This is a genomic window from Bradyrhizobium sp. ARR65 (assembly GCF_000472385.1).
In the GTDB taxonomy this organism is placed as follows: domain Bacteria; phylum Pseudomonadota; class Alphaproteobacteria; order Rhizobiales; family Xanthobacteraceae; genus Bradyrhizobium.
In genome coordinates this window covers 1-12,063 of the sequence record NZ_AWZU01000011.1, presented here as the reverse complement: position 1 = coordinate 12,063, position 12,063 = coordinate 1, and the positions used below count along the sequence as shown (strand labels likewise).

Genomic DNA, 12,063 nt, shown 5'->3' with positions numbered 1-12,063 from the left:
AGACGCGGCTGAGGAAACCCGAGGGCAACCCATGGCGCGTCGGAAAAGCGCTGTCAAAATCACCCAGCCGGAGCGGAACGAGGAGCCGGCAAGGCACAATCGCCTCAACCTGTTCGAGCTCGCCTGTCAGCGCATCGAGGATCTGCTGGTCAATTGCCAGCTCCCGCCGGGCCGCTTTCTCACCGTGCAGGAACTACAGAGCGCGACCGGCTTCGGTCGCACGCCCGTGCTTAGCGCGGTCAACAGTTTTGCCGCCGACACGCTGATCGTCATCCGCCCGCGCCACGGGCTGCAGATCGCGCCGATCGATCTGTCGCGCGAACGCCTGCTGCTCGGGCTGCGGCGCGACATGGAGCGGTTTGTCGTTCGGCTTGCGGCGGAGCGCGCCTCGCTGTCGCATCGCAACCAGATGCTGCATATCGAACGCGCGCTGCGCGATCGGCTGGCGACGCTGTCGATCGACGAGTTCAACAAGCTCGACCGCCGTCTCGACGCGCTCATGCTTGACGCGAGCGGCGAGCCGTTCTTGGCCCACACCATGCGGCCGCTGCACACGATCTACCGCCGCATCGGCTACATCTACCATCGCCTCCTGCCCGGACACACCGACCTGACCGGCACGATCGATCGCCATCTCGCGATCATCAGCGCGGTCTCCAATCGGCACGTCGAGCGGGCAGTCGCGGCGAGCGACACGCTGATCGAGTTCATGGATCAGATGTTTGAGGAAATGGAAGCCGGCATCGACCCTCGCCTGCTCGATTGTAGCATCGAACCTTTGCCCGGAACATAAGCCCACAGACAAGGAAAGACGGGACATGACGACAGTCGCCACCGCAGCTCCCTCACCGCACCAGCCGGTGATCCAGGACACCGTTCGGTATCTGATCAAGAACTATAGCCCCAAGGGCAACCGGGTCGGATGGTTGATGATGGCTTCCATCCTGGTGGAAGCCTGGGATCTCTATTCGATCGCTTTCGTGCTCGTCTTCATTCGCGACCAGTACAATCCCGATCCGCTGCTGCTCGGACTTGCTGCCGCCGGAACGCAAGGCGGCGCGCTGATCGGCGCACTGATCGGCGGCTGGCTCTCCGACAAGATCGGTCGCCGCGTGATGTTCCTGGCGACGATGATCATGTTCGTCGTGCTCGCATTGGCGCAAGCCTTCGTACCCGGTGTCATCTGGCTGATCGTCATCCGCTTCCTGCTCGGCATCCCGCTCGGCAGCGACATTTCGACCGGCTACACCTACATCATGGAATCCATGGCCAAGGGCGAACGCGAGGTCATGGGCAACCGTTGGCAATTCATGTTTGCCGTCGGCGAGGTGCTGACGCTCGCCGTCATCGCGGTCTTCCTGGTGCTCGACATCAATCATGAAATGGTGTGGCGGGTCACGCTCGGCCTCGGCGCCGTGCCGGCGCTGATCATCCTGTTCCTGCGCCATGACGTGCCGGAGACGGCGGTGTGGCTCGTCAAGCAGGGTCGCTTTCGCGAAGCCAAGGCGGTCGCGCGACAGATGTACAATGATCCGCTCGACATGCTGCCGGACCAGGACGTCAAATTGTCGAAGCCGCGTCCGACCGCCTTCCTCGGCGATCTACGCCAGGATCCGATCCGCTGGCGCGCCACGATCTACGGCTGGATCGCCTGCTTCGCACAGGCCAGCGAATTTTCCACCTTCGCTTTCTATCTTCCCGTGCTGTTTGCGATGGTCGGCGTCTCGACCATGCTCGGCAACAATCTGGTGACCATGCTGCTGTTCTGCTTCGCGGCACTGTCGGGATGGGTGGGGCCGCTGCTCACGCCGAGGATCGGCCATCGCGGTATTGCCATTGCCGGCTTCGGCATCGTGCTGGTGTCGCTCTTGATCGCCGCGGCCGCGCTCTATACCGGCCACAAATACATCCTGCCCTTTGCGGCGGCCGGCATGTTGTGGGGCCATTATTGGGACGCCTCGAACTGCATGACCATTCCGACCATGGTGGCAAAACCCGAATATCGGGGAACCGCGAGCGGCTTCGCCTACATGTTCGTCAAGCTGCCGTCGTTCCTGGCGATCTTCCTGTTCCCCTCGCTGTTCGCCGCGATCGGCCAGGCCAATGCCACGCTGTTCGTTGCGGTCTTCCCGCTCCTCGGCCTGTTGGCTGCGATCTTTGTCCTGCCTGAGGTCTACGGCTACGAGCATGACTGACGGGAGGCTCTGAGCAGCCGTCGAGCATCGGGCAAGCAGTAGGGCGAGGCGCGCCTCGCCCTACCAGTCATCCGGACAGGGATCGACGATCTTCCAGAGCTCGGTGCCGTTCTTGATCTTTTTCATCTCGGTGGTGAGGCCGCCGTTGCGGCGGATCCAGTCCTTCACCGAGTCGGGATAGTAGGACATCAGTTCGGACGTCCCCTCGGCGCTGGTAACCTTGATGCCGAAGGTGAAGGCCTTGTCGTAATAGGCCTGGTGGAAGCCGAGGCTCGCGCGCGGGGTGACGCAGATCTTGTTCATCGGCACGATGCCGAGCACCAGCGTGCAGGCCGAATTGCAGATGCCATCGATGACGACGCGCTCGCCGCTGTCGCGGATCCGTTTGTACTTGGCCTTGTATTCCTCGACATAGCCGCCGTGATCACGAGTGATGTGCAGCAGCGCATGCGCCGGCGTAGCGGCAACGAGCGAAAGCAATAACAGAGCAAGCGTCATGATGCGCATATCGAGAGTGGCTTGGTCACCTGCGGTTAAGCGGGAGCGCCGTCAGCCCGGCTCTCGAAATGTCGCCAGACTGTGTTGGGAAAGTGTTAAGCATCCGGAAACGGCCAAAAATGGGCGTGGAAGGCCCTCTTTTCGCCGAGGTTTGCACCCCGCCGGTTGCCCGCTTGCGGCGCATTTGACAGTCGGATCGGCTCGGCTAGCGTGGTACTTGTAGGAACATTCGGAGAATCGGGATGAAGACTCTCAAGCTTGTCGCAGCCGCCGCCCTCCTGTGCGCGGTCGCCAGCCTGCCAAGCGCCGCGGACGCACGGCGCCACCATCACCATCGTCATCATTACGGCTGGCGGCTGCCCTACCCCATCAGCTATGTGCACAATTATGGCCCCGGCCCCACGCCCGACAGCTTTGCCTATTATGACGGCCCCTCGACCAATCTGTGCTATCGGGGTTCAGCCGCTTACCGCGGCCAGGACGGCCGGCGCCATCCCTGCTTCTGAGATTGGATAGAACTCGCCCGATAAGTCTGCTATCGGGTTTGCAGGCGCTCGTAGCTCAGCTGGATAGAGCATCGGATTTCGATTCCGAGGGTCGGGAGTTCGAATCTCTCCGAGCGCGCCATTTTTGTCAAAATCAAAGTGCGAACAAGCATGCGATCCCGAACAGACTGAGCGGCTGGCACGCCCTCTTCCCCTGCCGTCCTAATCGGTCGAGATCTGCGCTCTCGGTCGGTAATGTCGGGCATTGTCGATAACAAACGACAAGGCTGATCTAGCATTATCCCACGCGAATGACCTCTCTCGACCTTCAGCCCGAAAGGCTCAGCGTCATTGAAGGCTTCCTACGTAGGCAGTATGCTCAACGAGAGGCTGTAAATCCTCCGCAACGCCTGCCAAGGGAGGCGCTAAATGAACTCGATATCCCGGAGGATTTTCGTCGCTGCGCTTCCGCTTATCGCCATTGGGCTTGCGTCCGCCGCTCGCGCGCAAGGCAATCCGCCAGAGAATGATGCTGGTGCGACGTTGTTCCAGAATGTGCGCATCTTCGATGGCAAAGGCGCTTCACTCTCTGCGCCGTCCAATGTGCTGATCAAAGGCAATATCATCGAGCGCATCTCGACGGAGCCGATCGCCGCAGGGCCAGGCGCGACCGCGATCGCCGGTAATGGGCGAACGCTGATGCCCGGCCTGATCGATGCCCACTGGCATGCGATGCTGATCCGGCCGAATCCTGCCCAGGCGATCGACGGAGATGTCGGATACAACAATATTGCGGCCGGCCTTGAGGCGACCGACACGCTGATGCGCGGCTTCACCACCGTCCGCGACGTTGGTGGTCCCGTATTCGGACTGAAGGCCGCCATCGACGGAGCGTTGATCGCGGGGCCCCGTATCTATCCCTCGGGAGCAATGATCACGGTGACGAGCGGACACGGGGATTTCCGCCGGTTGTCGGACCTGCCGCGAACGATCGGCGGTATGCTCAGCCGAATGGAGCGGATTGGCGGCAGCATGGTCGCCGACAGCCCCGACGAGGTCCGCGTCCGCGTCCGCGAGCAACTCATGCAAGGTGCCTCCCAGATCAAGCTAACGGCCGGCGGCGGTGTTTCCTCGCCGTTCAGTCCGATCGATGTATCGACCTTCACGGAGCCGGAACTGCGGGCGGCTGTTGAAGCGGCCGAGAATTGGGGCACTTACGTTACCGTGCACGCGTTCACGCCAACGGCAATCCAGCGGGCTATTGCCGCCGGTGTGAAGTGTATCGAACACGGCTTCCTCATGGACGATGCGACCGCCAAACTGATGGCCGAGAAAGACATATGGCTAAGTACGCAGCCTCTGCCCGAGGAATTGAGGCAAGGCTTTCCGCCAGGCTCGGTCCAGCGAGCCAAGGCTGATGAGGTCTGGCCCGGCATCGCGCGGGTCTACGAGCTGGCAAAGAAATACAAGCTCAAGACGGCGTGGGGCACCGATGTCCTGTTCTCCCAGGCACTGGCGCAAAAACAGGGGGCAATTCTGGCCTCGCTTGTCCGCTGGTACAGTCCCGCCGAAGCGCTCGCAATGGCGACCGGGACTAATGCTGAACTACTTGCATTGTCTGGCAAGCGTAGTCCGTATCCAGGGAAGCTCGGCGTCGTGGAACAGGGCGCGCTTGCCGATCTGTTGCTGGTCGACGGCAATCCACTGGAGAATATCGACCTGATCGCCGACCCCGCCAAGAACTTCAAGGTTATCATGAAGGATGGGCGGATATACAAGAATGCGCTGTGACCACAGTTACTCCGGACGGTTCATGTCCCTTGTTGGCCCATCACGTCGATCCGGGGATTGATCGAAACGGTCGCTATCAAAGGGTACCGGACCACCCCGCGCATCGGAAAGACAGCCACCGTGAGGCGTAGCGCGGGATCGTAGGCCGTCGCAGACTAAACGATTGAAGTGCTCAGCGGGCTGCAGCCTCATAGCGCCATGGCGAAGCAATAGTGCCCATCTTCATCAGCCGTGGCGCGCCACTGTTCGCCTTGACGTTCATGGAGTAGCACTATGGCCGATGCAGTGAAGGACGCCAGTTCGCTCTACGAGGTCGAGCGCCGCGTGCAATATGGAGCCCGCCCCGGTTTCCGGATCACGGAATTGCAGATCAGCCCGACGCAGAAAGTCCCGTGGCATTATCACAGCAATGTCCAGGACACGTTTTACGTGATCGAGGGAGCGCTGCAGATCTTCCTGCAGAACCCGAAGGAGCATGTTCACCTTGCGCGCGGGCAAACCTTTTCCGTGCCGCCGGGGCGCCCTCACCTCGTCACCAATGCGGGCGAGACATCGGCTGTGTTTCTCGTTCTGCAGGGCATCGGCGAATACGATTTCGTACCGCTGACGTGAGACGATCGGGGCGCACCGCCGGAAGGCTGGCGCGCCGCTCTCTGGTCGGGCAAGATCGTCATCGACGTGACGAACGCCTTCATGCTGCGGCCGGAGGTGCAGCAGGCCGAATACAGGGACGGCTCACATCCGAGGTCAACGCGGAGCGTGTGCCGGGCGCGAAGCTGGTCAAGGCCTTCAATCAACTGCCGCTCAAGGTTCTCGCCAGCCCATTGCCCGACGATGTCCGTCGAAGGATAGTGCTCGTCTCGAGCGACCATGAGGATGCGAGTGCGGCCGTCGCGGCTCTCGCGGAAAGTCTTGGCTTTGCGGCTATCGAACTCGGCAAGATTGCAGAAGGCGGCCGCCTGATCCAGGCGCGGGCACCCCTCGTATTTCAGAATCTCATCAAATACCCGCTCTAGGATTGGCCGAAAGGCGACGGTCCATCGACGCGGCTATAATCGCTGGTTAATGCGCATGCCGGCATGGGTGCCTCCTCTGCTGCTGCAAAGGAAACGCGCAACTATGCTGAGTTCCCAGGCGAGTCTCAAAGGACCAGTCCGCGCGACACACATGCGACACATGCCGTTGCTACGAAGCGCAAAGCTAGGAGGAACGCCATGGCGGATGACCATCTCGAGGATTTGTTGAAGGCACGCACAGCTCTCGTCAATAAGCGCCGCACTTGGGCTCAAACCGTCGCGGTTCCTGGTGATATCCCTGAGAACGCGATCCGAGGTATCATCGAGGTTCAGCAGGCAATCGCAGCGATCGACCTCGCTATCGAGGAGCTGGAAGAAGAGGAATTGGAGGAAGAGTTAGAAGAAGCCGAGGAAGAGGACGAAGAATGACAAGGCTCCGCCGGAGTGACCGGCGTACTTCATGAACTTTTTCGGATGCTCCGTGAAGGCGCCGACAGTGTCATCCGGCAATTTCGGTGACCAGCCATTCGCTAGCCGTTGTATCCCGCCGTGGCCCGCCATCCGCGCCTGTGCCCGGCGTCACCGGTCGCGGCGGCCAAGACGGTTGGAAAACGTCCCGATCACCAGCAGCCCGAACACGAGCAAAGCGCATAGCAGCGCATCGGAGCGAATCGCGTGACTGGACATGCCGAAGTCGTTATGGGCGACATAAGCGAGCCAAAGCGCGGCCAGGGCCGCGGAGCCGACGGCGATAGCAAGCAGGAAGGGAATTTTAGGAATGCGCATGTGGCCGACTATGCGTCGGCAGGCCGGCCGAGGCAACCCTTCGCGCAATGCGCGTAGGCGGGCGATCCCCTATCGCATTACTTGAGCCGCCGCAATCAAGAACGGTTAGACTGCCATCTGAGTCTCAATGTGGATTCCAGATGCCCAACGCCCGGCCCGCTCTTGCTTCGGACCTTGCATCATTGCTCGAGCTGTTTCGCGCCGCTGAGGTCAGTGCTGCGGCAGAGCCGAGGGCGCGGGCGGAAGCGATCTGGGCCCGGATGCTGGCGCATGAGGACGTTGCCGTGTTCGTGTCGGCAATGGACGACAGGATCGTCGCCACATGCATGCTGATCACGGCGCCCAATCTGCTGCGCGGCGGCCGCGGCTACGGCTTTCTCGAAAACGTCGTCACCCATCCCGCCTTTCGTGGCCAGGGCCATGGCCGCGCCGTCGTGAGCGCTGCGCTCGCCGCCGCCTGGGCGAAAGATTGCCATCACGTCCTGCTGCAAAGCGGCCGCAAGGACCCGCGCGTCCATCGCTTCTACGAGGGCTGCGGATTCATTCCCGGGCTTCGCGTCGGCTACGTCGCGCAGCGTCCGAGCGAATAACGCCTCGCCGAACTCCCCTGCTGGCGGCCTTGCGCTATTCGCCTACGCAGGTCTGGATGAATTCCTTCCGCTGCGGTCCGACCACCTTCTGGTCGATCGCCTGTTTCAAGCAGTCCAGGCGCGCTTGTGCCATGCAGAGTTGCATCTGATCGGCGCGATCCTGCCCCTTGAACGATTGCGCCGCGGCCCGGCAGGCGAAGCGCTTGCTCGCCGTGACGGGCGCGGCCGGGGCGGTGTTGGCCTGAACGGCCGTCGGGGGTGGCATTGTGGTCGCGGACTGGGCGAACGCTTCAATCGCGAAAATCACCGCGGCCGCCGCAAGCAACGCGCCAAGCAGATGTTTCATCGGTCACCTCCCCAATCGACGACCACTCAAGTTAGGAATGCCCGGCCTGAATGTGAAGTGAACGCTCGCTTCACGACGCATCAGGCGCGGGTCCAATTGAGCAAGTCCGGGCTCCGACACCCTCTAAAGCTCTCCGTCGCGCCAGAGCCCGGCATGTCCTGCATCATGATCCGACTAGACGGAATCGGATCATGATTTCACCTCTGAGCGTGATCTCCGCGCAAACGCTTCGCGTTTGTCGCGATTGAAAGCCGGTTTCCACTTTTCCGGATCATGCCCTAGTGATGAGCCGCAACGCTCTTGACGCAACCCGACACGAGTTCGCCATTGGCAAACTGGCCGATGTCGCCGAGGCTGACCATGCCGACCATGCGCTTGCTCTTGTTGATGACAGGAAGCCGACGGACCTTCAGGCTCTCCATGTGATGGATCGCCTTGGCGAGGTCATCATCCTCGCGACAGCAGTGAATGCCTTGTGTCATTACGTCGCGCGCAGTGGCGCGAGACGCATCGAAATTCTTGGCGGCAAGTCCTTTGCAGACGATGTCGCGATCGGTCACCATCCCGATTAGGCGGTCATTGTCGCCGATCGGAATGCAGCCGATGTCGTGGCCCTTCATCAATTTGGCGATTTCTGTGACAGGCGTATCCGGGCCGACCCAGTCGACGCCCTTATGCATCACGTCCTTCACTTTCATGGCTGACCTCCGTTGCTGAACTAAACGCGATGAAAGCAACGCGCAGCCCCCTTGGCTTGATTATACAACCAATCAACCGCGACGAAACGCGCTGCTCCGGCACTGCAATGATGTCTCTTCGGGTTGCCCCTCGACATCTTCCGCCGAGACGCCCAACCGCGACATCGCCTCATCCGGATCGCCCGCCACTGTCGGTGTTCCGATCAGGTAGGAGGCGCTATGCCTGTCGCGCGGCTGTACGGCGTCCGCGTGAAGATCCCGCCAACACCTGCTCTGGTGAAAATCGAAAGGCTTGGAATGCTTGTCATAGGGCATTCCCGCAGCGACGGGCAGAGCGGGTTCCCAAGGGCAGGCCAGGTGCCTGCCCATGGCGCATGTTGCGGGAGATCAAGCGGAAAGGTCGGCACGCGCGAAATTGTGAACGGCCCTCGCCCCGATTCCGCCGTTCGCCGCTCTATGATGCCGCCGGTTAAACGATTGAAAGCATTAGGAATTGATTGCTATGCGGATGAATGTGACGGCCATGTTGGCGGTTTTGGCGCTGTTCCTGATCTCAATCCCGGCGGCCGACGCGCGCGGCGGCCATGGTTTCCGCCACGGCGGCTTTGGTCACGGCGTCCATGCCACGGGCGGGCACGGCGCCGGCTTTTCCGGCGATCAGCGCCACGCCAATGACACCTATGTGAACGCTGCAAGCGAAGAGGAAGACAAGCTGCTGGATACAAAGATCAAGAGCATCTGTCGCGGCTGCTAAAAGCCTGGATCCAAGCGTCAGTCTGACGATTGGGCGCGGACGAGCTCACCAGAAAAAGCCGAAATGCGGCTGCTGCGCCACCTGCATCGGCTGACGACCATAACCGTAGCCGTAGCCTCCACGGTATTGGGGATACTGGGGCGCATAGGCGTATTGAGGCGCGTAGGGCGAAGGCGCAACATGTGCTCTCGCGACCTTCCGCTTCACGACCGACCTCTCCGGCTTCCTGGCCTCGGCCACAACCTGTTTGGATTGGCCGTCGGGAACCTGAGCGAAAGCCTCGCGCATCCGCGCCTTGGCGGCCGCTTCGGCAAGTGCCGGCTGCGGCACCGGACCTTGCGGCTGCGCCACGACCGTAGCCCCAGCCGGCATGGGCGCACTGGTATCAAACACGATGCGCTCCGGCCATTTGCGTTCGGATTGGATGCGGATCGCCGGTGCGTCGGAGGCGGAAGCCACGGCGCCCTCCGTTGGTGACGGCTTCGGCAGCACGGCGGCGCAGACCAAGAGCAAGGCGAGCAGCGCACCGCCGACATACACGAAATAACGAACGACCAACATCTTACTGCTCCACCCGTGCCCAGCGGGGACCACCCGGTAACATATGGTATCTGGATTTGTTCCTGGTCAGGATCGTCGGTTCAACTGGGGCGATAACTTTTTCGCTATCTAACCCTAGAGCATCAATCGACCCTGACGACATTGCGACATCTCAAGGCACCAGTCTTCCGAAAAAGCCCGCCCCGCGACGGGCGCATAGAGCGGGCTGAGGATTGAAGAAAAGGTTATGCCGCGTCGGCCCGCTTCGCCGAACGCAACGCGCATGCGGCTCTGTTCGCATCAAGGTTACCGACCTGCTCTTCACACCAGCGAGGCATGTTTTTCGAGGCGTCCGACGTGCTCCCAAATCGGGACTTAGGGGACGATCCAGCTCGCCTCTCGCTCTCCAGGGATGGCCAGCGCGACATGCGATCGGTAAAATGATGCGTGAACCGCTGCGGGCAAAACAGCCATGAGGAGACACAATGCCGATCGTCACATGGGATCATGTTCACCTGCGCAGCCCTGATCCGGAGGCGACCGCGGCCTGGCTTGAGAATGTGCTTGGCGGCGTCATCATCCGCGGCCCTGGACGTATCGACGTCAAACTCGGCGGCGCCAACGTCTTCATCGCCAAGGTCGAGCCGGGCTCCGGCGTCAACGCTCCGCCGCAGACGCCCTATCAGGGGCTCGACCATTTCGGGCTATCGGTAAAGGACATCGACGCGGTCGCCGCCGAAATCAAAGCCAAGGGCGTCGAGTTCACGACGGAACCGACCACCATCCGGCCAGGCGTGCGCATTTGCTTCATCCGCGGCCCGCAAGGCATTTCGATCGAGCTGTTGGAGCGCGATCCGAAATATACGTAAGGCGCGCCCTCACCCACCTGCCGCGCCATCCTACCGTCGCGCCGTTCGCGGCACGCAGGACATGCGCCGCGAACGAGAAACGATATTGCTGACGTTTACGTCATGCTTCCGGGCATGAAACAGCGGATCGAAATCCCGAGATAGCCGCGGATCGGCCACACCATGGTGCGTCCGATTCGATTGGGCTCGGTGATAACAGCTTCATCGGGCACCTCGATCCACTCGCCGTCGAGGCGTACCCGATAGTGACCGTTGGCCGATTCCCAATCGACATCGGCCACCGCGGTACCGTCCGCATCCGAACAGCACGGCCCTTTGCCGCTCCTCAATCCTTCGAACCATTTGTGCAACTCGGGATTTTGCGCCGCATAGCGCCCGTCCGGATCGCGCGCATGCGATGCCGGCGCGGTCAGCGTCACCAGGAGTAAAGCACAAGCGCCACGAAGAGATGCTTTCCAGCCGCCAGCGCTGCTAATCGAGTCGATTTTACCTGCATACGCGTCACAAAACTGACGCGGCTCATGGCCGCCGGAATCAATCCAGTTGCTCATTTCCGTGCTCCAGCCCCTGCCCTAGGGTGCACAGATCGGCATGCATTAAGCGGGCCAAATTGGGATTCGCTCAATACGGACGACTACGGAACACGGAGAACCACGGGGAGCCGCGCATAAGACCCGCAGAGCCCACCGAGCCGGCTTCGGCGGCCGATCTCTCGCGTTGACGCTGTTACCCGCCCATTACAAAATACTGTGATCGATGGATGCGATCTTGGGGCACATGAAGAACGGTCTGTATTCCATCCATGTCAGCCTGCTGGATGGGCGAGTCGGCAAAGGCAGCGGCGTGGTGGTGTTCCGCGACGGCAAGATCGTCGGCGGCGACGCCTATCTCTATTACACCGGCACCTACACGGTGAAGGACAACACCTTCAAGGGCGAGGTGCTGGTGCGCCGCCATACATCGAGCAAGGACGACAATCCTTTGTTCGGCGGTCCGAGCCCGGTTGGTATCGGCGTCTCCGGCACCTTCACCGACAAGGATGCCGTGATGAACGGCACCGCACTGGTCGGCAACTCCAGCCAGCTCTTCGCCGCGACGCTGCGCAGGCTCGCGGACATCGACTAGCCGGCGGTGCGCCGCCGCGCTTTGACCGAATGGTCCGTCAGACCAGAGGCGATCACACATCGGACTAGCCCAACCGCAATGAAGTGATTCGCCCGTCGCGTTAATGTGCCGCATCCCGTCGGCTTGCCGCGTCGGGCGAATCAGTCCCACCCTTTGCGCGTTCCGCACCGGCAAGAGGGGCGTACGCGTCGTCACGAACGTGGAGCGGAATGCGGTGGACGCGAAGGGGCCGACAGACGAGCGGCGCTCTTTGCGGACGGCGAAGNCGTGTGGTCCTGGCGCCCCAAGGCTGGCGCTAAGTTGGCGACGATGCGTCTCGCATCGCGCTGATGACGGTGACAACAAAGTCTGGCTCACCGAGGAGAGCACG

The 12,063-nt window shown here is 61.5% G+C and carries 17 protein-coding genes and 1 tRNA gene; 12 read left to right on the top strand and 6 right to left on the bottom strand.

The features are described 5' to 3' along the window. The first annotated feature begins 31 nt into the window (after nucleotides 1–31). Together F758_RS0114500 and F758_RS0114495 are read left to right on the top strand one after the other, a co-directional pair. Entirely contained in the window at nucleotides 32–793 is a 762-nt protein-coding gene (locus tag F758_RS0114500) for a GntR family transcriptional regulator (RefSeq protein WP_024508527.1), read from the top strand. 25 nt (nucleotides 794–818) lie between these two features. After that, entirely contained in the window at nucleotides 819–2,195 is a 1,377-nt protein-coding gene (locus tag F758_RS0114495) for an MFS transporter (protein WP_024508526.1), read from the top strand. Nucleotides 2,196–2,255: 60 nt separating this feature from the next. Here the strand turns inward: F758_RS0114495 and F758_RS0114490 are convergent, their stop codons facing one another. Continuing rightward, nucleotides 2,256–2,702, bottom strand: a complete 447-nt coding sequence (locus F758_RS0114490) for a hypothetical protein (protein WP_024508525.1) — start codon at nucleotides 2,700–2,702, stop codon at nucleotides 2,256–2,258. A gap of 233 nt (nucleotides 2,703–2,935) precedes the next feature. Between F758_RS0114490 and F758_RS0114485 the strand changes: the two genes are divergently transcribed. From F758_RS0114485 to F758_RS49575, 6 genes are all read left to right on the top strand, one after another. After that, the gene (locus F758_RS0114485) at nucleotides 2,936–3,199 is read left to right on the top strand and encodes a hypothetical protein (protein WP_024508524.1); all 264 of its coding nucleotides are present in this window, start codon (nucleotides 2,936–2,938) and stop codon (nucleotides 3,197–3,199) included. A 44-nt stretch (nucleotides 3,200–3,243) separates the two neighbouring features. Continuing rightward, nucleotides 3,244–3,320 (top strand) — tRNA-Arg (locus F758_RS0114480). 287 nt (nucleotides 3,321–3,607) lie between these two features. Then, nucleotides 3,608–4,969, top strand: coding sequence for a metal-dependent hydrolase family protein (locus tag F758_RS0114475; RefSeq protein WP_024508523.1), 1,362 nt, complete (start codon nucleotides 3,608–3,610; stop codon nucleotides 4,967–4,969). A gap of 273 nt (nucleotides 4,970–5,242) precedes the next feature. Next, the gene (locus F758_RS0114470; RefSeq protein WP_035722018.1) at nucleotides 5,243–5,581 is read left to right on the top strand and encodes a cupin domain-containing protein; all 339 of its coding nucleotides are present in this window, start codon (nucleotides 5,243–5,245) and stop codon (nucleotides 5,579–5,581) included. 149 nt (nucleotides 5,582–5,730) lie between these two features. Beyond that, on the top strand, nucleotides 5,731–5,985 hold the full coding sequence (locus tag F758_RS43965) for an NAD(P)-binding domain-containing protein (protein WP_051386880.1): 255 nt from the start codon (nucleotides 5,731–5,733) through the stop codon (nucleotides 5,983–5,985). 198 nt (nucleotides 5,986–6,183) lie between these two features. After that, nucleotides 6,184–6,414, top strand: a complete 231-nt coding sequence (locus tag F758_RS49575) for a hypothetical protein (RefSeq protein WP_157450015.1) — start codon at nucleotides 6,184–6,186, stop codon at nucleotides 6,412–6,414. 150 nt (nucleotides 6,415–6,564) lie between these two features. Here the strand turns inward: F758_RS49575 and F758_RS0114455 are convergent, their stop codons facing one another. Beyond that, nucleotides 6,565–6,771 carry a hypothetical protein gene (locus tag F758_RS0114455; protein WP_024508520.1) on the bottom strand — a complete coding sequence of 69 codons (207 nt, stop codon included), beginning with the start codon at nucleotides 6,769–6,771 and terminating at the stop codon, nucleotides 6,565–6,567. A gap of 140 nt (nucleotides 6,772–6,911) precedes the next feature. On the opposite strand from F758_RS0114455, the gene F758_RS0114450 reads away from it, so the two are divergent. After that, nucleotides 6,912–7,361, top strand: a complete 450-nt coding sequence (locus F758_RS0114450; RefSeq protein WP_024508519.1) for a GNAT family N-acetyltransferase — start codon at nucleotides 6,912–6,914, stop codon at nucleotides 7,359–7,361. Between the two features lie 34 nt (nucleotides 7,362–7,395). Here the strand turns inward: F758_RS0114450 and F758_RS0114445 are convergent, their stop codons facing one another. Together F758_RS0114445 and F758_RS0114440 are read right to left on the bottom strand one after the other, a co-directional pair. Then, nucleotides 7,396–7,707 (bottom strand): hypothetical protein, encoded by a 312-nt coding sequence (locus tag F758_RS0114445; protein ID WP_024508518.1) that lies wholly within the window; start codon nucleotides 7,705–7,707, stop codon nucleotides 7,396–7,398. A 278-nt stretch (nucleotides 7,708–7,985) separates the two neighbouring features. Next, nucleotides 7,986–8,405, bottom strand: a complete 420-nt coding sequence (locus F758_RS0114440) for a CBS domain-containing protein (protein WP_024508517.1) — start codon at nucleotides 8,403–8,405, stop codon at nucleotides 7,986–7,988. A gap of 523 nt (nucleotides 8,406–8,928) precedes the next feature. Between F758_RS0114440 and F758_RS0114430 the strand changes: the two genes are divergently transcribed. Continuing rightward, nucleotides 8,929–9,159: a hypothetical protein gene (locus tag F758_RS0114430; RefSeq protein ID WP_198026501.1), complete on the top strand. Its 231-nt coding sequence runs from the start codon at nucleotides 8,929–8,931 to the stop codon at nucleotides 9,157–9,159. Nucleotides 9,160–9,204: 45 nt separating this feature from the next. Here F758_RS0114430 and F758_RS0114425 read toward each other — a convergent pair whose 3' ends face one another. Continuing rightward, nucleotides 9,205–9,720 (bottom strand): hypothetical protein, encoded by a 516-nt coding sequence (locus F758_RS0114425; protein WP_024508514.1) that lies wholly within the window; start codon nucleotides 9,718–9,720, stop codon nucleotides 9,205–9,207. A gap of 464 nt (nucleotides 9,721–10,184) precedes the next feature. Here F758_RS0114425 and F758_RS0114420 point away from each other — a divergent pair, with 464 nt between their 5' ends. Beyond that, complete coding sequence (locus F758_RS0114420; RefSeq protein ID WP_024508513.1) at nucleotides 10,185–10,568, top strand: VOC family protein; 384 nt, start codon at nucleotides 10,185–10,187, stop codon at nucleotides 10,566–10,568. 95 nt (nucleotides 10,569–10,663) lie between these two features. On the opposite strand, the gene F758_RS0114415 is transcribed toward F758_RS0114420, so the two are convergent. Further along, a complete protein-coding gene (locus tag F758_RS0114415) occupies nucleotides 10,664–11,119 on the bottom strand; it encodes a hypothetical protein (protein WP_024508512.1) in 456 nt (151 codons plus the stop codon). A 226-nt stretch (nucleotides 11,120–11,345) separates the two neighbouring features. Here F758_RS0114415 and F758_RS0114410 point away from each other — a divergent pair, with 226 nt between their 5' ends. Next, on the top strand, nucleotides 11,346–11,693 hold the full coding sequence (locus tag F758_RS0114410) for a GrlR family regulatory protein (RefSeq protein WP_024508511.1): 348 nt from the start codon (nucleotides 11,346–11,348) through the stop codon (nucleotides 11,691–11,693). The last annotated feature ends 370 nt before the right edge of the window (nucleotides 11,694–12,063 follow it).

What these genes read in the sequence shown, in the direction of transcription:
- F758_RS0114500 (WP_024508527.1), top strand. Translation starts at nt 32, where the DNA reads ATGGCGCGTCGGAAAAGCGCTGTCAAAATCACCCAGCCGGAGCGGAAC.
- F758_RS0114495 (WP_024508526.1), top strand. Translation starts at nt 819, where the DNA reads ATGACGACAGTCGCCACCGCAGCTCCCTCACCGCACCAGCCGGTGATC.
- F758_RS0114490 (WP_024508525.1), bottom strand. Translation starts at nt 2,702, where the DNA reads ATGCGCATCATGACGCTTGCTCTGTTATTGCTTTCGCTCGTTGCCGCT.
- F758_RS0114485 (WP_024508524.1), top strand. Translation starts at nt 2,936, where the DNA reads ATGAAGACTCTCAAGCTTGTCGCAGCCGCCGCCCTCCTGTGCGCGGTC.
- F758_RS0114475 (WP_024508523.1), top strand. Translation starts at nt 3,608, where the DNA reads ATGAACTCGATATCCCGGAGGATTTTCGTCGCTGCGCTTCCGCTTATC.
- F758_RS0114470 (WP_035722018.1), top strand. Translation starts at nt 5,243, where the DNA reads ATGGCCGATGCAGTGAAGGACGCCAGTTCGCTCTACGAGGTCGAGCGC.
- F758_RS49575 (WP_157450015.1), top strand. Translation starts at nt 6,184, where the DNA reads ATGGCGGATGACCATCTCGAGGATTTGTTGAAGGCACGCACAGCTCTC.
- F758_RS0114455 (WP_024508520.1), bottom strand. Translation starts at nt 6,771, where the DNA reads ATGCGCATTCCTAAAATTCCCTTCCTGCTTGCTATCGCCGTCGGCTCC.
- F758_RS0114450 (WP_024508519.1), top strand. Translation starts at nt 6,912, where the DNA reads ATGCCCAACGCCCGGCCCGCTCTTGCTTCGGACCTTGCATCATTGCTC.
- F758_RS0114445 (WP_024508518.1), bottom strand. Translation starts at nt 7,707, where the DNA reads ATGAAACATCTGCTTGGCGCGTTGCTTGCGGCGGCCGCGGTGATTTTC.
- F758_RS0114440 (WP_024508517.1), bottom strand. Translation starts at nt 8,405, where the DNA reads ATGAAAGTGAAGGACGTGATGCATAAGGGCGTCGACTGGGTCGGCCCG.
- F758_RS0114430 (WP_198026501.1), top strand. Translation starts at nt 8,929, where the DNA reads ATGTTGGCGGTTTTGGCGCTGTTCCTGATCTCAATCCCGGCGGCCGAC.
- F758_RS0114425 (WP_024508514.1), bottom strand. Translation starts at nt 9,720, where the DNA reads ATGTTGGTCGTTCGTTATTTCGTGTATGTCGGCGGTGCGCTGCTCGCC.
- F758_RS0114420 (WP_024508513.1), top strand. Translation starts at nt 10,185, where the DNA reads ATGCCGATCGTCACATGGGATCATGTTCACCTGCGCAGCCCTGATCCG.
- F758_RS0114415 (WP_024508512.1), bottom strand. Translation starts at nt 11,119, where the DNA reads ATGAGCAACTGGATTGATTCCGGCGGCCATGAGCCGCGTCAGTTTTGT.
- F758_RS0114410 (WP_024508511.1), top strand. Translation starts at nt 11,346, where the DNA reads ATGAAGAACGGTCTGTATTCCATCCATGTCAGCCTGCTGGATGGGCGA.